At 73.8% G+C, this 18,771-nt stretch carries 16 protein-coding genes and 3 pseudogenes; 7 read left to right on the plus strand and 12 right to left on the minus strand.

The genetic code is table 11. The features are described from left to right. Positions 1-111: 111 nt before the first annotated feature. The 4 genes and pseudogenes from P2424_RS01810 to P2424_RS01825 form a co-directional block, all read right to left on the minus strand. Positions 112-813, minus strand: a pseudogene (locus P2424_RS01810) (ABC transporter ATP-binding protein); the annotation flags it as partial. Continuing rightward, on the minus strand, positions 810-1,115 hold the full coding sequence (locus P2424_RS01815; protein WP_276474050.1) for an SHOCT domain-containing protein: 306 nt from the start codon (positions 1,113-1,115) through the stop codon (positions 810-812). The gene P2424_RS01815 and the pseudogene P2424_RS01810, both read right to left, overlap by 4 nt. Positions 1,116-1,312: 197 nt before the next feature. After that, on the minus strand, positions 1,313-1,858 hold the full coding sequence (locus tag P2424_RS01820) for a GNAT family N-acetyltransferase (RefSeq protein WP_276474051.1): 546 nt from the start codon (positions 1,856-1,858) through the stop codon (positions 1,313-1,315). Positions 1,859-1,862: 4 nt separating this feature from the next. Then, positions 1,863-3,092, minus strand: a complete 1,230-nt coding sequence (locus P2424_RS01825) for an ROK family protein (RefSeq protein ID WP_276474052.1) — start codon at positions 3,090-3,092, stop codon at positions 1,863-1,865. 17 nt (positions 3,093-3,109) lie between these two features. Between P2424_RS01825 and P2424_RS01830 the strand changes: the two genes are divergently transcribed. The 3 genes from P2424_RS01830 (at position 3,110) to P2424_RS01840 (ending at position 5,902) form a co-directional block, all read left to right on the plus strand. Then, positions 3,110-4,405 (plus strand): MFS transporter, encoded by a 1,296-nt coding sequence (locus tag P2424_RS01830; protein WP_276474053.1) that lies wholly within the window; start codon positions 3,110-3,112, stop codon positions 4,403-4,405. Between the two features lie 91 nt (positions 4,406-4,496). After that, positions 4,497-5,327, plus strand: a complete 831-nt coding sequence (locus tag P2424_RS01835; protein WP_276474054.1) for an alpha/beta fold hydrolase — start codon at positions 4,497-4,499, stop codon at positions 5,325-5,327. A 110-nt stretch (positions 5,328-5,437) separates the two neighbouring features. Further along, positions 5,438-5,902 carry a DUF4442 domain-containing protein gene (locus P2424_RS01840; protein WP_276474055.1) on the plus strand — a complete coding sequence of 155 codons (465 nt, stop codon included), beginning with the start codon at positions 5,438-5,440 and terminating at the stop codon, positions 5,900-5,902. 84 nt (positions 5,903-5,986) lie between these two features. Here P2424_RS01840 and P2424_RS01845 read toward each other — a convergent pair whose 3' ends face one another. The 5 genes from P2424_RS01845 to P2424_RS01865 all read right to left on the minus strand — a co-directional run bounded on the left by P2424_RS01845 (position 5,987) and on the right by P2424_RS01865 (position 10,741). Next, positions 5,987-6,652: a response regulator transcription factor gene (locus P2424_RS01845; RefSeq protein WP_276474056.1), complete on the minus strand. Its 666-nt coding sequence runs from the start codon at positions 6,650-6,652 to the stop codon at positions 5,987-5,989. A gap of 28 nt (positions 6,653-6,680) precedes the next feature. Continuing rightward, positions 6,681-7,985 carry a sensor histidine kinase gene (locus P2424_RS01850; protein WP_276474057.1) on the minus strand — a complete coding sequence of 435 codons (1,305 nt, stop codon included), beginning with the start codon at positions 7,983-7,985 and terminating at the stop codon, positions 6,681-6,683. A 115-nt stretch (positions 7,986-8,100) separates the two neighbouring features. Beyond that, entirely contained in the window at positions 8,101-8,808 is a 708-nt protein-coding gene (locus P2424_RS01855) for a TetR/AcrR family transcriptional regulator (RefSeq protein ID WP_276474058.1), read from the minus strand. 117 nt (positions 8,809-8,925) lie between these two features. Next, positions 8,926-9,978: an endonuclease/exonuclease/phosphatase family protein gene (locus P2424_RS01860; RefSeq protein ID WP_276474059.1), complete on the minus strand. Its 1,053-nt coding sequence runs from the start codon at positions 9,976-9,978 to the stop codon at positions 8,926-8,928. A gap of 49 nt (positions 9,979-10,027) precedes the next feature. Then, on the minus strand, positions 10,028-10,741 hold the full coding sequence (locus P2424_RS01865) for a M15 family metallopeptidase (RefSeq protein ID WP_276474060.1): 714 nt from the start codon (positions 10,739-10,741) through the stop codon (positions 10,028-10,030). An 86-nt stretch (positions 10,742-10,827) separates the two neighbouring features. Between P2424_RS01865 and P2424_RS01870 the strand changes: the two are divergent. The 3 genes and pseudogenes from P2424_RS01870 to P2424_RS01880 all read left to right on the plus strand — a co-directional run. Beyond that, positions 10,828-11,484 (plus strand): annotated as a pseudogene (locus P2424_RS01870) (response regulator transcription factor); the annotation flags it as partial. A gap of 31 nt (positions 11,485-11,515) precedes the next feature. Further along, positions 11,516-12,600, plus strand: a pseudogene (locus P2424_RS01875) (HAMP domain-containing sensor histidine kinase). Between the two features lie 336 nt (positions 12,601-12,936). After that, entirely contained in the window at positions 12,937-13,389 is a 453-nt protein-coding gene (locus P2424_RS01880) for a nitroreductase family deazaflavin-dependent oxidoreductase (RefSeq protein ID WP_276474061.1), read from the plus strand. A 267-nt stretch (positions 13,390-13,656) separates the two neighbouring features. Here the strand turns inward: P2424_RS01880 and P2424_RS01885 are convergent, their stop codons facing one another. Next, positions 13,657-14,979 carry a geranylgeranyl reductase family protein gene (locus P2424_RS01885; RefSeq protein WP_276478782.1) on the minus strand — a complete coding sequence of 441 codons (1,323 nt, stop codon included), beginning with the start codon at positions 14,977-14,979 and terminating at the stop codon, positions 13,657-13,659. A 282-nt stretch (positions 14,980-15,261) separates the two neighbouring features. Between P2424_RS01885 and P2424_RS01890 the strand changes: the two genes are divergently transcribed. Beyond that, positions 15,262-16,707: a dipeptidase gene (locus P2424_RS01890; RefSeq protein WP_276474062.1), complete on the plus strand. Its 1,446-nt coding sequence runs from the start codon at positions 15,262-15,264 to the stop codon at positions 16,705-16,707. A 172-nt stretch (positions 16,708-16,879) separates the two neighbouring features. On the opposite strand, the gene P2424_RS01895 is transcribed toward P2424_RS01890, so the two are convergent. Together P2424_RS01895 and P2424_RS01900 are read right to left on the minus strand one after the other, a co-directional pair. Further along, complete coding sequence (locus P2424_RS01895; protein ID WP_276474063.1) at positions 16,880-17,929, minus strand: NUDIX domain-containing protein; 1,050 nt, start codon at positions 17,927-17,929, stop codon at positions 16,880-16,882. 227 nt (positions 17,930-18,156) lie between these two features. Beyond that, entirely contained in the window at positions 18,157-18,726 is a 570-nt protein-coding gene (locus P2424_RS01900; protein WP_276474064.1) for a TIGR03086 family metal-binding protein, read from the minus strand. Positions 18,727-18,771: the final 45 nt, after the last annotated feature.

Here is an 18,771-nt window from a genome sequence, read left to right on the forward strand (position 1 = left end):
GTCGGCGACCCGCTGGACGGCCGCCCGGCCCGCTTGCGTCGAGACGCCGTCCTCGAAGACGACCGACAGCAGCCGGTCGGCGTCCTGGGTGCGGTGCGGTGCCCACGCGCGGCGGCTGACGACATAGTCGCCGGTCGACATCCGCCCCGCGAGCCGCCCGTCGGCGAGGAAGACGACCTCGTCGGCGCAGGCGGCGGCCACCGGGTCATGGGTGACCATGACGACGGTGCGACCCATCTCGTGCACGGCGCGGCCGAGCAGGCCCAGCACCTGCCGGCCGGAGCGGGAGTCGAGGTTCCCGGTGGGCTCGTCGGCGAAGACCACCTCGGGTCGGCCCGCCAGCGCCCGGGCGACGGCGACGCGCTGCTGCTGTCCGCCGGAGAGTTCACCGGGCCGGTGGTGCAGCCGGTCGCCGAGCCCGACGATCCCGGTGAGGGTCGCGATCCACTCCGGGTCGGGACGGGCACCGGCCAGGTCCTGCGGGAGGGTGATGTTCTCGGCGACGGTGAGCGTCGGCAGCAGGTTGAAGGCCTGGAAGACGAAACCGACGCGCTCGCGGCGCAGCAGGGTCAGCTTCCGGTCGCCCAGCGCACCCAGTTCGGTGTCGCCGATCAGCGCCTTCCCGGAGGTGAGCGTGTCCAGCCCGGCGGCGCAGTGCATCAGGGTGGACTTGCCGGAACCGGAGGGTCCCATGATGGCGGTGAAGCGGCCCGCCTCGAAGCCGAGTGTGACCCCGTCGAGTGCGCGGACCCGCGTGTCACCGCTGCCGTGGACCTTCACGGCGGCGGTGACCCGGGCGGCGGTGCGGGTCACCGCGTGCCGCCCGCGCGCTCCGCCTGCCGCTCGCGGGTGCTCTCGGCCAGCACGGAGGTGCGCCGCCAGTACTCGTCCTCGTCGATCTCGCCCTGTGCGAAGCGCCGGTCCAGCAGGTCCAGCGGGTTCTCGGTGCCGGGTGCGGCGTGCTGCCGCTGCTGCCAGGGCGCGCGGCGGCCCCGGAGGACCGTGCGGCGCAGCAGGAGGATGCCGGCCGCGACGAGGGCGGCCCAGATGAGCGGGAAGAACAGGATCCAGGGGCCCGGTCCCCCCGCGCCGTGCCAGTGGGCCAGGGTCTGCATGGTCGTCAGCTCCTCGGTAGCGGTCTGTGGTGCCTTGCGCTACCGAGACTGCGCGCGGGGAGGGGCTCGGGGCGTCGTACAGCCGGCGGCGGTACGGGTACCTCGCGGGGAGTACCGCGGGGGTGCCGGGGCTGCTCTCGCGGCGGACGCGGAACGGATGCGGACAACCGGCTCGGACGAGGGCGGCGGCCCGGGGGCTACTCCGGCGGGAGAGGGTCCGCGTGCGTCGGGGCGGCGGCCTCGCGGCGCATGCACACCCGGGGCCGGCGGTCCAGCCCGGCGGCGGCCTCCCGGGCCCGGATCTCCCGGAGTCCGGGGCCGAGTTCGTGGGTGGCGAGGGTGCGGAAGCCCAGGCGCGCGTAGTAGGGCGCGTTCCAGGGGACCTCGGTGAAGGTGGTGAGGGTGAGTGCGGGTGTCCGCTCGGCCGCCGCCCGGGCCGCCAGGTGGTCGAGGAGGGCGCGCCCGATGCCGCGGCGGGCGCGGTCCGGGTGGACGGAGAGCTGCTCGATGTGCAGGCAGCCGTCGACCGGTTCGGTGAGCGCGTAGGCGACCGGCCGGCTGCCGTCCCGATCGGTGGCGACCCACAGCCCGCCCGCTTCCGCGAACTCGCGCAGGCACTGCCGGGTGGGCGGCTCGTCGTCGGCTATTTCCGGCATGCCGATGCCGCGGAAGCACCGGCCCGCGGCCCGTTCGATCTCCTGGAGCCTGCCGAGTTCGCGGGCGGTACCCGCTCGGATGCGCATGAGATCACCCTCCCAGCACCGCGAGCGGGTCGTCGAGCACCGGCTGCCAGGCCGACTCGGCGGCTCCGACGAGGGAGTTGTGCGCCAGTCGGCTGGGCAGGACGGGGACGCTGCCGCTGCGTCCCCACAGGCTGCGGTCCGCGACGACACCGCGCAGCCGTTCGCCGTCGGCCTCGACCAGGGCGCGGTGCAGTCCGGCGAGCACGATGCGGTCGGGGTTGAGGATGTTGACGAGTCCGGCGAGTCCGAGCCCGAGCCGGTCGATGAGCCGGCCGGCCGCCTCCCGGACCGCGGGGTCGGCGCCGTACTCCGTGCGGAGCAGTTCGGCGGCCTGGGTGAGCAGGGAGGTCCCGGGGCTGGCCGGACGCGCGGCGGCGGCGAGGAGTGCCGCGGGGTCGGTCTCCACGTCCAGGCAGCCGCGGCTGCCGCAGTGGCAGGGGCGGCCCTCCGGGTCCACCGTCAGATGGCCGACCTCCAGGGCCAGGCCCGAACTTCCGGTGTGCAGCCGTCCGTCGAGCACGAGCGCACCGCCCACACCGTGGTGCCCGGTGCCGACGACGAGCAGGTGGCGGGCTCCGCGGCCGGCGCCGTGCCGGTGCTCGGCCAGCGCCGCGACGTTCAGGTCGTTGGCGGCGAAGCCGGTGACGGTGGCGCCGTCCGCGCCGGTGACCTGGGCCCGGGCGAGGCAGGCGCGGAACGTGTCGCGCACCGGGGCGCCGGCCTCCCAGGCGAGGTGCAGCGGGTTGAGTGCGGTGCCGTCGGGTTCGGCCACGGCGGAGGGTACGGCGAGTCCCGCGCCCACGCAGCGCCGTCCGCTGGAGCGCAGCAACTCGGCTCCCGCGGCCACGACTTCGCTGATGATCTGCGCGGGGTCGGCGTCCACGGTGCCGCAGCCGGGCGCCGTGGCGACGATACGCCCGCCGAGGCCGACCAACGCCGCGCGGTAGCCGTCCGCGTGGATCTGCGCGGCGAGCGCGACGGGCCCCGCGGGGTCGACGGCGAGCCGGTGCGAGGGCCGGCCCTGGCTGCCCACGGGTGCGGTGGGGTGGGCGTCGACGGTGATGAGCCCGAGGGCCTCCAGTTCGGCGGCGACGGCGCCCGCTGTCGCGCGGGTCACCCCCAGTTCGGCCGTGAGCACGGCGCGGGTGGGCGCCTGCCCGGTGTGGACCAGCTCCAGCGCGGGCCCGAGGGCCGAACGCCCTCTTTCCAACCTTGTTGTACGTGTCCGGGTCACGGGCCTATTCTCTCTTTGTGCCGACACTAAACAAAATACGGTCGGCGCTCGCCGGTGCGAAGGAGCGCGGCGGCCGGCCCCCCGCCGCTCCCCACCGTCCGGACCTGCGCCGCTTCCGCCACGCCCTGACCGCCTTCTTCGCTCTCGATGGTTTCCTCTTCGCCGGATGGGTCGTCCGGATTCCCGCCGTCAAGGCCCGGACGGGCGCCTCGGACAGCGCGCTCGGCCTGGCGCTGCTCGGCCTCTCGGCGGGCGCCGTGGTGACCATGATGGCGACCGGACGGCTGTGCTCCCGCTTCGGCAACCAACCCGTCCTGCTCGGCTGCGGATTCCTGCTGTCCCTCAGCGTGGCACTTCCGCCGCTCGCCCGCTCACCACTCGCCCTCGGCCTGGTACTGCTGGTCTTCGGCGCCGCGTACGGCGGAATGAACGTCGCACTCAACAGCACCGCGGTCGACCTGGTGGCCGCGCTCGACCGTCCCGCGATGCCGGGCTTCCATGCCGCCTTCAGCCTCGGCGGCATGCTCGGTGCGGGCCTGGGCGGCCTGCTGGCGGGCGCGTTGAGCCCCACCCGGCACCTGCTGCTGCTCGCCGCGACGGGGCTGGCCCTGGCCGCACTCGCCACCCGCCCGCTGCTGCGCTTTCCGCTGCCCGCCGCCCGGCGCCCGGCACCCTCCCGCCGCACCGGCCCCGCGCCCGGACACCGCATTCCGCGGACGGACGCGGACCCCGCGTCCGCATCCGCCGCGGATCCGCCCCGCCGCGCCCGCCGGGCGGTCGCCGTCCTGGGGGTGATCGCGCTGTGCACCGCGTACGGCGAGGGAGCGCTGGCCGACTGGAGTGCGCTGCACCTGACGGACGACCTGGGCGCCGGCCCGGCCCTCGCCGCCGCCGGCTACTCCGTCTTCGCCGGAGCCATGACGGTGGGGCGGCTCTTGGGCACGACGCTCGTCGAGCGCCTGGGCCCCGGCGCCGTACTGATCCGGGGCGGGGCACTGGGCTGCTGCGGCATGCTGCTGGGTGCGCTCGCGCCGTCGGTGTGGGCGGCTCTCGCCGGCTTCGTGCTCACCGGCCTCGGCCTGGCCAACGTCTTCCCCATCGCCATCGGACGGGCAGGTGACCTGGCGGGGCCCGGCGGGGTGGCGGCGGCCTCCACGCTCGGGTACGGCGGAATCCTGCTGGGCCCGGTGGCGATCGGGCTCCTGGCAGAGCGATTCTCGCTGCAGGCCGCGCTTCTGACGGTCGCACTGCTGGCGGGAGCCGCCGCGCTGACCGCGGCGGCGGCACGGCGCGCCGTACTGCCGCAGCGGTGAGCGCGGGGCCGGCTCCAACCGGCCGGATCCTTGCGTTTCTCGTCACTCCAGCCAGTGGTCCGGCAGCTCCGCCACCCGCAGAGTGGTGCACATGAACGACACCTGGACGCTGGACCGCACCTACGAGAGTGCGCTCGGGACCGTACGCTGGGCCGCTTCGGGCGACCCCGCACTGCCGCCCGTCGTACTGCTGCACGGGACCCCCTGGTCCTCCTACACCTGGCGGAACGTCGCCCGGAGCCTCGCCGGGCGCCACCGCGTCCATGTGTGGGACATGCCCGGATACGGCGCTTCGGCGAAGTACGAGGGGCAGGAGGTGTCGCTGCGCGCCCAGGGTGAGCTGTTCGCCGAACTGCTGGACCACTGGGGCCTGGAGCAGCCCGCCGTGGTGGCGCACGACTTCGGCGGCGCCGTCGCCCTGCGGGCGCACCTGCTGCACGGTGCGCGCTACTCCCGGCTGGCGCTGGTGGACGTCGTGGCCCTGGCTCCCTGGGGATCGCCGACCTACCGGCTGCTGGGCGGGCACTCCGAGGTGTTCGCCCAGCTCCCGCCCGCACTGCACGCGGCGCTGGTACGGGAGTACATCTCCTCCGTCGGCGGTCCCGGCCTGCCGGGGGACGTCGTGGCGCAGCTGGCCGAGCCGTGGCTGGACCCGGCGGGGCGGAGCGCCTTCTACCGGCAGATCGCTCAGAACGACCAGCGCTGGACCGACGAGATCGAGCAGCGGTACGGCGAGCTGACACTGCCCGTCCTCGTCTGCTGGGGCACCGACGACGCCTGGATCCCCGTCGACCGCGCGCACCGGCTGGCCGCGGCGATCCCCGGTGCCCGGCTGCGGCTGCTCGACGGCGCCGGACACCTGGTCCAGGAGGACGCCACCGCGGAGCTGACGAAGGCACTGGCCGGCTTCCTGGAGGAGTGAGCGGGTCGCCGGCCGGACGGCCTGCGGGCCTCCGACCCGGTGGCCGCCCGGCACGTGAGTGAGCACCGCCACCTATTACTCGGCAGTAGGGTCGTGGTAACTTCGCGGCCATGGCTCAAGTGCTGCGCACCCCGAAGGGGCTGCTGCGCGTCCTGAACTGGTACCCGCCGTACCGGTTCGCGGGCATCCGCGTCCTGGTGATCGCCGACGACTGGAGCAGCGCCCGGGTCCGGCTCAAACTCGGGCGGCTGAACCGCAACTACTTCGGCACCCAGTTCGGCGGTTCGCTCTACTCCATGAGCGATCCCTTCTGGGCGCTGCTCGTGGTCAACCGGCTCGGCCCGGACTACGTGGTGTGGGACAAGAGCGCAGAAGTCGAGTTCGTCTCCCCCGGCCGCGGTGACGTCTTCGCCGACTTCAAGCTCACCGAGGACCGGCTGGAGGAGATCCGCGCCGCCACGGCGGACGGATCCAAAGCGCTGCCCTGGTTCGAGTCGACGGTCACCGCGGCCGACGGCACCGTGGTCGCCCGCGTCCGCAAACAGCTCTACGTGCGCCGCAAGCGGGACAGGTGACGGAGGCGGTCCGCTCTCCCGGCTCCGGCGTGCGGGGTCCCGGCTCCCCGGGCCCCCCGAGGAGCTACCGGCCGGCCCCGGCACTCAGCCCAGCCAGCCCGGGCGCACCAGGCCGGACTCGTAGGCCAGGACGACGAGTTGGGCACGGTCGCGGACGCCCAGCTTGACCATCGTCCGGCTCACATGGGTCTTGGCGGTCAGCGGCGAGACGACGAGCCGGCGGGCGATCTCCTCGTTGGAGAGCCCGATCCCCACCAGCGCCATCACCTCCCGCTCGCGCTCGGTGAGTTCGGCCAGCCCCTCCGCAGCGGCCGGCTCCTTGGAGCGGGCCGCGAACTCCTCGATCAGCCGCCGCGTGACACCGGGCGACAGCAGCGCGTCCCCGTCCACCACGGCACGGACGGCCCGCAGCAGTTCGTCCGGCTCGGTGTCCTTGACGAGGAATCCCGAGGCTCCCGAACGCAGCGCCTCGAAAACGTACTCGTCCAGCTCGAAGGTGGTCAGCATGACCACCTTGACCGCGCTCAGCTCCGGATCGGAGGTGATCCGCCGGGTGGCCGCCAGGCCGTCGACCAGGGGCATCCGGATGTCCATCAGGACCAGATCGGGGGCGTGTTCGCGTACCAGCGCGACCGCCTCCGCGCCGTCGGCCGCCTCACCCGCCACCGCGATGTCGGGCTGTGCGTCCAGCAGCGCACGGAATCCGGCCCGCACCAGAACCTGGTCGTCGGCGAGCAGCACACGGATCACGGTCTCTCTCCTCGGTTCGCCGGAGCGCTCACTGTAGCGGCGCCTGCTGCTCGCCGGAGCGCAGCGGAAGCGTCGCACGCACCCGGAAACCCCCGTCCGCGCGCGGTCCCGCCTCGACGGTGCCTCCGAAAGCGGCGATCCGCTCGCGCATCCCCACCAGCCCGTTGCCGCCGCCGGTGGGCCCCGAGCCGTCCGAGCCGGTGGCCGGGCCGTCGTCGTCGACACACAGTTCCAGCGCGTCGCCGCCGTAGCGCACCCGCACGCGGGCGGTGCGAGAGCCCGAGTGGCGCACGACGTTGGTGAGCGCCTCCTGGACGACGCGGAACGCCGCCAGGTCCATCCCCGGCGCCAACGGCACCGGCCTGCCCTCGGTCCCGGTGGTCACCTGCAGCCCGGCGCTCGCCGCCTGCTCGGTCAGTTCACCGAGCCGGTCCAGGCCCGGTGCCGGGGCACGGGGCGCCTCCCCCGGCGTCCGGAGCTTCGCGAGTACCTGACGCACCTCACCGAGCGCCTCCTTGCTGGCGGACTTGATGGTGCCGAGCGCGGTACGCGCCTGCTCCGGATCGGAGTCCAGGAGCGCGAGCCCGACCCCCGCCTGGACGTTGATCACGGAGATGCTGTGCGCCAGCACGTCGTGCAGCTCCCGGGCGATCCGCAGCCGCTCCTCGTCCGCCCGGCGCTGCGCGGCCTCCGCCTCCTCCCGCTCCCGCCGCGCCCGCTCGGCGCGGCGCACCCGGGCCAGTTCGCCCGCCGTGCACAGCGCCACCATCCAGACGGCCATGAACAGGTCGGTGCCCCAGGCTCCCGGCCCGTCCTCCCCCGGCGGCAGCCAGCGGTAGAAGGCGTGGGCCGCCAGCAGCCGGCCCACCAGCAGCATCCCCAGCGCGCCCCAGGTCGCGTACCGGTACCCGGCGACGAGTGCGCCGAACCCGGCCACCACGACGCTGAGCAGCACCGGCCCGTAGGGGTAGCCGACCGCCAGGTATCCCAGCGTCACCGCCGAGGTCCCGAACACCGCGGTACGCGGGAAGCGCCGGCGCAGCAGCAGAAGAAGCGGCCCGAGCGCCAGCAGCAGCCGGGCGGTGGGGTCCAGCTCCACGGCCGTGTCCCGCTGGTTGTGCGCCGCGAATCCCGAACCGACCTGCTGGATCACGAGAACGGCGAGCGAGGACGGCCAGGGCAGGCGCCACCGCCCCGGGCCGGGGCCGAACCGGGGCCACCGCGGGGAAGGCGTTCCCGGTGTCTCCGCGACGGGTGCCGCTCCGGCGCCGGCGGCCCGGGGCGGCCGGGTGACGCCGCCGGCCGGGCTGGAGGAGGACGGTGTGCTGGTCACGCCCCTCACGCTAGCCGCGGTGCGGGCAGCGCGGCGTCAGCCGTGCGCGGTGGTCCCGGCTACTCCCCGCGGAGTAGGCGGGCGGTCCCGGGCGAGGGGCTCGACGGGGCGCGGCTCAGCGGCGGAGGCCCACCTGGTCGGCGAGACGCTCGGCGGCATGGTCGAAGAACGCGTCCCCCGCGTCGATCACGTTGGCGAACTGCCCGAACAGCTCGAAGCCGACCAGCCCGAACAGCTGCGCCCACACCGCCACCGCCTCCGCGGCGACCGCCGGGGGCAGCGGCACCGCCAACTCCGCGACCAGCCGTTCGGTGTCCCGCAGTACCGGCTCGGGCGCGGCAGCGGCACGGGCGGGCGCGCGCAGCGCTCCGACCGCGTAGGCGTCGCTCAGCACCCTCAGCAGCGCCAGGCCGGCGCGGGAGGCCGGCCTGATGGTGGCGGACGGTGCCGCGTACCCGGGCACGGGCGAGCCGTAGAGCAGCGCGTACTCGTGCGGATGCGCCAGGCTCCAGCCGCGGACGGCGCGGCAGACGGCACGCCAGCGGACGAGGTGCGTGTCTCCCGCCGACTCGGCTTCGGCCAGCGCCTCCTCGGCCGCTGCCCCCAGCGCGTCGTAGGCGTCCGTGATCAGCGCGGTCAACAGGTCGTCGCGGCTGGGGAAGTAGCGGTAGAGGGCGGAGGAGGCCACCCCGAGCTCGCGGGCGACGGCGCGGAGGGAGAGCCGGGAGGCGCCCTGCTCCGCGAGCTGGCGGCGCGCCTCTTCCTTGATCGCTTCGGTGATCTCACCCCGCGCCCGCTGCCGGGCGCCCTGCATCCTGCTCATACGGAGCAGTGTGCCAGCTGCGAGAGCAGCGCTCAACAGTGAGAGCACCGCTCCCACGCCGGACGCTCGCGACACCCCGGTGCGCCGACCCCCGGCACCCGCCGGGTCACCCGGGATTCACCAGCTGATCCCCGCCGCCACCGGCCGGTGGTCACTGCCCGTCGCCGGCAGCAGCCACGCGCTCTCCGGTTCGACACCGCGGACCAGGATCCGGTCGATCCGCGCCACCGGGAACCTCGCGGGCCAGCTGAAGCCGAACCCGTCCCCGGCGACCTCCTGGGCGGAGCGCAGCCGGGCGGTGAGGCCGTCGAAAGCGCGGTCGTCCATGGTGCCGTTGAAGTCGCCGAGCACCAGCATCCGCTCGCTGCGCTCGGCGGCGACGGCCGCGGCGAGCTTCGTCGCACCGGCGTCCCGCGAGTCCGTCCAGAAGCCGTCTTTGGGCATCACCCGCACGGATCCCAGGTGCGCCACGTACACCGCCAGCGGCCCCTTCCCGGTGGCCACCGTGGCGCGCAGCGCACGGGGTGGTTCCGCCGGCCCCTCGACCCGCGCGCGCTCGGCCGGCGGCCCGACATCGTCCCGCAGGACATCGACCGGCCGGGTCTCCGACAGCGGCAGCCTGCTCCACAACCCGACCGTGCCCCGCACGGTGTGGTACGGGTACTCCTTCGCCAGCTCCTTCGCGTAGCGGCCCGCGGCCCGGTCGGTCAGCTCCTCGAGCGCCAGCAGATCCGCGCCGGACGCGGCCAGTTCACGGGCGGTGCCGACCGGATCGGGGTTCCCGGCGGCGACGTTGTGACTGACCACGGTGAGGTCACCGTCGCCATGGGACCGGTCGCCGAGCAGCCCGCCGAACAGGTTCAGCCACACCGTGACCGGCAACAGCAACGCGACGGCCGCCGAAGCGGAGCGGCGCCGCAGCGCCCCGGCGAGCAGCACCGGGACGAACAGGCCGAACCACGGCAGGAACGTCTCCACCAGACTGCCCAGCCCGGCCCGGTCGGTGAGCTGCCCGTGCAGCAGCAGAAGCAGACCGAGCAGCAGCCCGCCCGCTGTGAGCAGCGGGCCGCGCCGCCACAGGCCCGGCGGGGAGCCGCCCTCGGGCCGGATTCCTTCGTCGTCGGCCGCCGGGCTGTCCACTCCCGTCGGCGCTGTGTCCACCTGTGTCATCGTCTGCTCTCGCTCACTCGTGCTCCGGCTGTTCCCCGGCGCTCCCTGATCACTGCCGCATGCGCGGGTCGTGGGTGGGGTCGGCATACCTCCGCGGGCAGCCACCGGTGGCCGCCCGGATGCGCAGTTCGTAGTGCCAGGGTTCGTTCTCGTAGATCCGGCACAGCCCGTAGGCGGCTCCGTGCCGGGACAGCCACTCCGTCGCGGCGGAGCCTCCGATGTCGACCGCCTTCCCCGAGACATGCGGAGACGTCGTCGCGGTGGCCACCCATCGGGCGGCCTCCTCCGCGGACCCGTACCGGGCGACCGCCTTGCGAAGGAGATCTCTCTGGTAACCAGGGGAGCGCCGGCCGCTGTTGACGTAGAAGGTGACGCCCCCGTTCGCGGCAACCTTCGCCGCCCGGCGCAGTGCCTTGAGCAGTTGCGGATCGAGTTCGGCCACGGCCGGATACGTGTCGTCGAAGACCGTCACTCCGTCGGGGAGGACGCCATCGGCCACCCCCGCGGCAGCACCGGGCCCGCCGTGCGACGGACCCGAGTCCGGGGGCACCGCGGCCGAGGAGCCGGCGGCCGACCCGGAGGGCGCGGCGGAGCGAGATGAGGAGTCAGGCACAAGCGGTGCGGACTTCGACGTCCGGGGGTTGAGTACGGCGGCGCCTCCCGCCGTGACACCTGCGACGGCCAGGACGGCTGTCAGGCCGACGACGGTCAGCCGACGGACGCCAGGAGGCGGTTTCCCCGCCGGGGGCTGGAATCGGAACATACCGCGAGTGAAGACAACGGGATGTTGCCGGCGCGTATGGGATTCTCGATACACGGACGATATGTGCCGACTCGTATCCTCGAGGCATGCGTGTCTTGATCGTCGAGGATGAGCCCTATCTGGCCGAAGCGATCCGCGACGGCCTGCGCCTGGAAGCGATCGCGGCCGACATCGCAGGCGACGGCGACAGCGCCATGGAACTGCTCGGCATCAACACCTATGACATCGCCGTGCTCGATCGCGACGTTCCCGGCCCTTCCGGCGACGAGATCACCGAACGCATCGTCGCCTCCGGCAGCGGGATGCCCGTCCTCATGCTCACCGCCGCCGACCGCCTCGACGACAAGGCATCAGGGGTCGAACTCGGCGCCGACGACTACCTCACCAAGCCCTTCGAACTCCTGGAACTCGTACTCAGGCTCCGCGCCCTCGACCGCCGGCGCGGCCACAGCCGGCCTCCCGTACGGGAGATCGCCGGCTTGCGCCTCGACCCGTTCCGCCGCGAAGTCTACCGCGACGACCGCTACATCGCCCTCACCCGCAAGCAGTTCGCGGTCCTCGACATCCTCGTCGCCGCCGAGGGCGGGGTCGTCAGCGCCGAGGAGTTGCTGGAGCGCGCGTGGGACGAGAACGCCGACCCGTTCACCAACGCGGTCCGCATCACAGTCTCCGCGCTGCGCAAACGCCTCGGCGAACCGTGGCTGATCGCCACCGTGCCGGGCGTCGGCTACCGCATCGACACCGTACCCGCCACCGGGCAGGACAGTGCCGGCCGTGGCCAGGCAGCCCGGCTTGAGCGTCCGCCTCAAACTCACCCTCAGCTATGCCGGGTTCCTGATGCTCGCGGGTGCCCTGCTGCTCGTCGCCGTGGGAGTGTTCCAGCTGCGGCAGGGGTGGCTGCAGACCAATGAATCGGGAGCCGTACGGCTCACACAGGGCACCCTCTTCGTCCGCGACTTCACCCCGACGGCAGCCGCCGCCATGGTGTCCTCCTGGTGTTCGGCCTCCTGGGAGGATGGGTCCTCGCCGGACGGATGCTCGCCCCGCTGGACCGCATCACCCATGCCACCCGGACGGCAGCGGCCGGGTCACTGTCCCACCGGATCCGGCTGCCGGGCCGCAGGGACGAGTTCCGCGAGCTGGCCGACGCCTTCGACACGATGCTCGCACAGCTCGAGGCACACGTCGCGGAACAGCAGCGGTTATCCGCCAACGCCTCACACGAGCTGCGTACCCCGCTGGCGATCTCGAAGACGCTCATCGACGTCGCCCGCGCCGATCCGCACCACGACCCCGGCGAACTCGTCGACCGCCTCCACACCGTCAACACCCGGGCCATCGACCTCACCGAGGCACTGCTCCTGCTCAGCCGGGCCGGCCGGCGATCCTTCGCCCGAGAACACGTCGACCTGTCCCTCGTCGCGGAGGAAGCGGCCGAAACGCTGGATCCGCTCGCGGAGAAGCACGGCGTCACCCTGGAGACCAGCGGCGACATCGCCCCCACCAGCGGTTCGCCCGCACTCCTGCTGCAGCTCACCACGAACCTCGTGCACAACGCGATCGTCCACAACCTGCCGGAACAAGGCACCGTCCGGGTGCACACCGGTGTTTGGTCCGAGTCCGTGGTACTCACCGTCGAGAACACCGGCGAGCAGCTCACCCCGCAACTCGTCGCGACCCTCACCGAACCCTTCCGGCGCGGCACCGAGCGCCTCCGCACCGACCAGGCGGGCGTCGGGCTGGGTCTGGCCATCGTCAAGACCGTCGCCGAAGCACACCGGGGAACCCTCACCCTCGCCCCGCGTCCGGCAGGCGGGCTCCGGATCACCGTGGAGTTGCCCGCGGCGTCAGGAGGGTGAGCCCCCGGGGCCCGGCGACCCCCGGCCCCAGAGCCCCCACGAGGTGGGGACCGTTCCCCACCGCTCGGATGCGCACCTCGGCGTCGGCCCCCCCCCGGCCCCCCGGGCGCGCCGGCGCCCGCCGGTCCGGGTGCCGGTGCTGAGCCGGTGCTCGGAGCGGGAGGACGACGGCCGGGATCAGGATCCCGGCGAGAGCAGTGCTCTTGTTTTGGAGCACGGGAAGTGTCACACTGCTTCACGACGAGAGCGGTGCTCTCGCTTTGGATCGCCGATTCCACAGCAGAGCATCACCCCGAGCCCGCTTCCCACTCGACCACTCCTCGACGGAGGACACCGATGTCACCCGAGCCGTACGTCAAACGCCCAGGCTGGTTCACCAACAACGTGCTGAACCGCACCGTTTCCTGGCTCTCCAGGAGGGGAGTCAGCCTGGTCGGTTCGCGTGTACTGGCGGTCAAGGGCCGCAAGAGCGGTGAGTGGCGCCGCACCCCGGTCAACCCGCTCCACCACGGGGGAGGGCTCTACCTGGTCGCGGCCCGCGGGCACGTCCAGTGGACGTGCAACATGCGGGCGGCGGGCGGCGGTGAGCTGTTCCACGGGCGACGGGGCCGGCACTTCACCGCCACCGAGGTACCCGACGCGGAGAAGCCCGAGATCCTGCGGGCCTACCTGCGCAAGTGGAAGTGGGAGGTCGGAGCGTTCTTCGAGGTGGGCCCGGACTCCTCCGACGAGGAGATCCGGGCGGTGGCGGACCGCCATCCCGTCTTCCGGCTCACCCTGACCGACTGAGCAGCGCACCGGCCGGGCGCGCCCGGGACCGTACGAGACGGCCCCTCATACGCCACGCTGCGCGCCCCCTTTCACGGACCGGGCAGCCGACCGAGGCCCCGCAGACCGTGGGGCCCATGGCGGACCCCGGAGACGGCGTGGACCCGTGCGTGCCGTGGGGCCGGTGCGATGTGCCCCTCCGGCCCCCGCACAGTGCCGGCGGGCGCCGCACGAGCGGCGCCCGGAGCGCCGGCAGCGGACCGCCCGCCCGGGACGGCGGTCGCGCGGCTACGCCGGGCGGCCTCCCGCGGCCGGCTCGTCGCCCCCGCCGTCGTCAGAACCGTCCCGCCCGTCGCGGCCGCCCGGTGTGTCACCGCCACCGGTTCCGGTCGTGGCGTCCCCGGCCTCGGACGCGGACGCGGCGTCCGCCGCCCTGGCCTCCGCGGCCTCGCGACGGTCGAAGGTGTCCAGCGCCCGCCGGGCGAGCGGATGCACCCGGACGACCTCGGCCAGGGAGGTGGCGCCGCGGGCGAAGCGGGCGAAGACGTTCCACGCGGGGCGGAACCCGGTGAGCGCGGCGTGGAAGACCCCGGGCCGGCGGGAGAAGATCCGCAGCAGCCGCCGCCCCACCGCCATCTCGACGCCGAGACCGGCCTTGATGGCGAAGGCGTAGTTGAGGGCCTGCCGGCGGGCATCCACCGCGTCGTGCGCCTCGGCGATCCGGACGGCCCACTCCCCCGCCAGGCGCCCCGAGCGCAGCGCGAAGGAAATGCCCTCGCGGGTCCAGGGCTCCAGCAGACCGGCCGCATCCCCGCAGACCAGCACCCGGCCGCGGGAGAGCGGGGAGTCCTCGGCCCGGCAACGGGTCAGGTGCCCGGAGGAGACGCGGGGTTCGAAACCGGCCAGCCCGAGGCGGCCGATGAAGTCGTCGAGGTACCGCTTGGTGGCAGCGCCCTCGCCGCGTGCCGAGATGACCCCCACGGTGAGGGTGTCGCCCTTGGGGAAGACCCAGCCGTAACTGCCCGGGAGCGGACCCCAGTCCACCAGCACCCGCCCCGCCCAGTCCTCGGCGACGCTCTCCGGGACCGGGATCTCGGCCTCCAGGCCGAGGTCGACCTGGTCCATCCGGACCCCGACGTGGGCGCCTATCCGGCTGGTGCTGCCGTCGGCGCCGACCACGGCACGGGCGAGGACGGGCTGCTCCTCACCCGCCAGGACGACGGCGACCGTGCGGCGGTCGGGCACGGCCGGGCCGTGCTGTTCGACCCGGGAGACCGAGGCACCGGTGCGGATCTCCGCACCGGCCTTGACCGCGGACTCGACCAGGCCGTTGTCGAACTCGTCCCGGTTGACCAGCCCGAAGAGCATGTGGCGCGAGCGCCGGGTACGGGACAGCTTGCCGTTGAGCGCGAAGGTCACGGCGTGCACGCGCTCCCGCAGCGGCAGGTCGAAGCCGGGGGGCAGCGCGTCGCGGGACGGGCCGATGATGCCGCCGCCGCAGGTCTTGTAGCGGGGCGGTTCGGCCTTCTCCAGCAGCAGCACGCTGCGGCCCGCGACCGCGGCCGCGTAGGCGGCCGAGGCTCCGGCGGGCCCGGCGCCGACCACGACCACGTCCCAGACGGGGCGCTCTTCGCCGCCGCCCGCCGCGCTCCTTTCGACGGGCTGGTCCGCCTGATCCGCCCCGGAGTCCTCCGCAGGCTCGACGTCCTCGTTCCCGGCTGCGTGCTCGCTGCTCACGATGTGTTGTGCTCCCGCTTGACCTCGGCTTACGGATGGCCCACCGCATCCTACGGGCCCGCCCATGTGCGATACACATGTCTCCGTACACGTGTGCCAACGTCGCGCCCACAAGGAGCGTTCCCCATGCAGCACCCCCCGTCCGACCCGACGGCTATGCCTCACTCATCCGCTTCGTCTACTTCCTCCGCGTACTCCGGACCGGCTGCACCGGGCTCCGGCTCCGGCTCCGACTCCGGGCAGGGAGTCGCCGCGACGGTCGCCTCGCTGATGCCGCGGGCGCGGACGGAACTCGCCGAACTGGTGGCCTTCCGCTCGGTGGCGGATCCGGAGCAGTTCCCCAGGAGCGAGTGCGAGGGCGCGGCCGACTGGGTCGCGGAGGCGCTGCGCGCCGAGTGCTTCCAGGACGTGGCCGCCCTGGAGACGCCGGACGGCACCCGGTCCGTGTACGGATTCCTGCCCGGCCCGGCGGGAGCTCCCACGGTGCTGCTGTACGCGCACTACGACGTGCAGCCGCCGCTGGACGAAGCGGCCTGGCACACGCCGCCGTTCGAGCTCACCGACGGTGCCGACGGCCGCTGGTACGGACGGGGCGCGGCGGACTGCAAGGGCGGGTTCATCATGCACCTGCTGGCCCTGCGGGCCGTGCGGGAGAACGGCGGGCTGCCCGTCTCGGTGAAGATGATCGTGGAGGGCTCCGAGGAGCAGGGCACCGGTGGTCTGGAACAGTACGCGCGGCAGCATCCCGAGCTGCTGGCGGCCGACACCATCGTCATCGGGGACGCGGGTAATTTCCGGTGCGGGCTGCCGACCGTGACGGCTTCCCTGCGCGGTATGACCCTGCTGCGGGTCCAGGTGGACACTCTCGAAGGCAATCTGCACTCGGGGCTGTTCGGCGGAGCGGCGCCCGACGCGCTGGCGGCGCTGCTCCGTACGCTCGACTCGCTGCGGGACGCCGAGGGCAACACCGTCGTCGACGGTCTGACGGTGGACGCCCGGTGGGAGGGGATGGCGTATCCGGAGGAGGACTTCCGGCGGGACGCCAAGGTGCTGGACGGGGTCGGTCTGAGCGGCGGCGGGGCCGTCGCCGACCGGCTGTGGGCACGGCCGGCGGTGACGGTCCTGGGCATCGACTGCCCGCCCGTGGTCGGTGCGACCCCGTCGGTGCACGCATCGGCACGCGCGCTGGTCTCACTGCGGATCCCGCCGGGCACGGATGTGGAGAAGGCCATCGAACTGCTGGTGGCGCACGTGGAGTCGCACGTGCCGTGGCAGGCACGGGTGGCGACGGAGGTCGTGGGCAAGGGCCAGCCCTTCACCGCGGACACCTCCAGCCCGGCGTACGCCGCGATGGCCGCGGCACTGAGCACGGCCTACGACGGGCAGGAGATGCAGGTCGCGGGTATGGGCGGCTCGATTCCGCTGTGCAACGCGCTGGACGCGCTCTACCCGGACGCCGAGATCCTGCTCATCGGACTGAGCGAGCCCGAGGCCCAGATCCACGCCGTCAACGAGAGCGTGGACCCGCGCGAACTGGAGCGGATGGCCGTGGCCGAGGCGCTGTTCCTGCGCGGCTACGCGGAGCAGGCAGCGGGGGCCTGAGCCCGGTCCCGAGCCCGGTGGTGTCCGCGGCGGACCCGGACGCCCGGTGGCGCCGGAGGCCGCCGCGGATCCGCCGTCGGCCCCCGGGCCGGCCCCCGCGCGGCACCGGGGCCGGCCCGGACGACCGGGAGGCGTCCGCGGTGGCGCGGGGTGGGCGAGAAGCCGGCCCGGTTCAGCGCAGCAGCTTGCCAGGATCGGCCACGCCGCCGGTCGGAACGCCGCCCTCCAGGTACAGCGGCTGTCCCGCGCGGCGGGCCCGCAGGGCGCAGCGGAGCCGCTCCAGCCGCACCGGAGGCAGCAGTTCCGCGGCCTCGTCCTCGGTGACGAACCGCCAGCCGCGGAGTTCGGCGCTGGGCAGCAGAAGGGCCGCGGCCTCCCCCGGGGCGAGCTGTCCGCCGTCGAAGAGCAGCCGCATCCCGCCGAACCCCGGTGGCTGCGGCGGCTCCCAGTCGGCGACGAGCAGCCCGAGCCCGCCTGTCAGCCGCAGCCCGAGTTCCTCGAACACCTCGCGCACTCCGGCGGCGCTGGGGGCCTCCCCGCGCTCCACGACGCCGCCGGGGAACTCCCAGCCGGGCTTGTAGGTAGGGTCGACGAGCAGCACCCGGTCGCGGTCGTCGAACAGCAGGATGCCGGCGGCCACCGTCTCGGCCGTCGGCTCAGGGGTCTGCACGATGTCCACGGCGCCCTCCCCCGCGCCGATCGCCTCGGCGAGGCGCTCGGCGGTGTGCCGCGGACCCAGGTGGGTGGTGTCGATGGTGTGGGCTTCCGACTCGATCCAGGGCAGCGCCTCCTGGTAGGGACGCAGGTGGCTCAGGCACCAGGCCCTGGTGGTACCGCCGTCAGCGGCGGCGCGGGTGTCGATCCGCTCGCGCAGCACGGCCTCCTCGGCGTGCAGCAGCAGGTGCCGTACGGGGATGCGGCGCGCGGCGAAGGCGCCGAACATCTCGTCCCGGTACTCGCGGCGCAGCAGCGTCATGGGTGTGATCAGCGGCCCGGGGACCTCGCTCAGCAGAGCGGCGGCCGTGTCCGCCACGAGCCGCCGCCACGAGCGCAGGTCCTGGAAGTCGGCTATCTGTGCCAGGTGTTCCTTCGGCAGCATCCAGCGCAGTTCCGCGCCGATGACTTCGGGATCGTAGAGCGTGCTGCCTGGGAGCAGGTCCAGGAGTTCGTACGCCGCAGTGGTCTTGCCCGCGCCGAAAGCGCCGTTCAGCCAGACGATCACGGTGTTTCCCCCTCATCCGTTGTCCCCGTTCAGTTGCCCGCATCACCCGGTGCGGGAAACGCGCCGGGGCGGCTCTCCCGGCGCTGAACGAGGCACGGCGCCCGCGCCCCGGCGCGTACGGCAGGCGCGTGCGACCCCTGGGAGGGAGATCGGTGTCCACGGACGAAGGTATCCGGCCCTGATCCGGGCGGCGGTCCGGCGGACCGCCGGGGACGGCGCGACCGGCGTCAGCGGGGGGACCAGCCGGGGTCGCGGCCGGTGAGCATCAGCAGCCGCTCGAAGGGGCCGGCACCGGGAGGCGGCGGGATCTCCTCGCCGAAGACCCCCGCCTTGCGGGCCATGGGCGCCATCTCCGCGAAGGCGGGCCCGGCCTCGTCGAGCGCGGCCGGATCGGGCTGGTAGTCCTGGTCCGTCGCGCGGGCGAGATCCCAGCCGTGCACCAGCAGATCGCCCATCACCATGTGCGCGACGGTGCGCTGCGGCAGCCCCATGCCCTGGGAGACGCCCTCCAGCGCGCCGGGAGCCGACCACGCCTCTGCCAGCGTGACCGTCTCCTCCCGGAAGCGGGCGCGCCAGTCCTCCGCGAGCCGGTCAGGGGTGCTGCTGAAGTCCGCGGTACCCCGGCCGGCCAGCGCCTGGAAGCCGATGACGACGTGGAAGAGGTGGTTGAGCAGGGCCCGCACATCGTAGTCGGCACACGGCGTGGGCAGGCTCAGCTGTTCGTCCCGTACCCCGCGGACCACGGGGTCGGTGGCGCGGGCCGCGCTGTCGATGAGAGGGGAGATCGTGTTTGCCATACCGCCACGCTAGGCCGGACCCTCGGCGGCGACTTGAAGAAACAC

Source organism: Streptomyces sp. WMMB303 (assembly GCF_029351045.1).
Taxonomy (GTDB): Bacteria; Actinomycetota; Actinomycetes; order Streptomycetales; family Streptomycetaceae; genus Streptomyces.

What these genes read in the sequence shown, in the direction of transcription:
- P2424_RS01815 (WP_276474050.1), bottom strand. Translation starts at nt 1,115, where the DNA reads ATGCAGACCCTGGCCCACTGGCACGGCGCGGGGGGACCGGGCCCCTGG.
- P2424_RS01820 (WP_276474051.1), bottom strand. Translation starts at nt 1,858, where the DNA reads ATGCGCATCCGAGCGGGTACCGCCCGCGAACTCGGCAGGCTCCAGGAG.
- P2424_RS01835 (WP_276474054.1), top strand. Translation starts at nt 4,497, where the DNA reads ATGAACGACACCTGGACGCTGGACCGCACCTACGAGAGTGCGCTCGGG.
- P2424_RS01840 (WP_276474055.1), top strand. Translation starts at nt 5,438, where the DNA reads ATGGCTCAAGTGCTGCGCACCCCGAAGGGGCTGCTGCGCGTCCTGAAC.
- P2424_RS01855 (WP_276474058.1), bottom strand. Translation starts at nt 8,808, where the DNA reads ATGAGCAGGATGCAGGGCGCCCGGCAGCGGGCGCGGGGTGAGATCACC.
- P2424_RS01860 (WP_276474059.1), bottom strand. Translation starts at nt 9,978, where the DNA reads ATGACACAGGTGGACACAGCGCCGACGGGAGTGGACAGCCCGGCGGCC.
- P2424_RS01865 (WP_276474060.1), bottom strand. Translation starts at nt 10,741, where the DNA reads ATGTTCCGATTCCAGCCCCCGGCGGGGAAACCGCCTCCTGGCGTCCGT.
- P2424_RS01880 (WP_276474061.1), top strand. Translation starts at nt 12,937, where the DNA reads ATGTCACCCGAGCCGTACGTCAAACGCCCAGGCTGGTTCACCAACAAC.
- P2424_RS01890 (WP_276474062.1), top strand. Translation starts at nt 15,262, where the DNA reads ATGCCTCACTCATCCGCTTCGTCTACTTCCTCCGCGTACTCCGGACCG.
- P2424_RS01900 (WP_276474064.1), bottom strand. Translation starts at nt 18,726, where the DNA reads ATGGCAAACACGATCTCCCCTCTCATCGACAGCGCGGCCCGCGCCACC.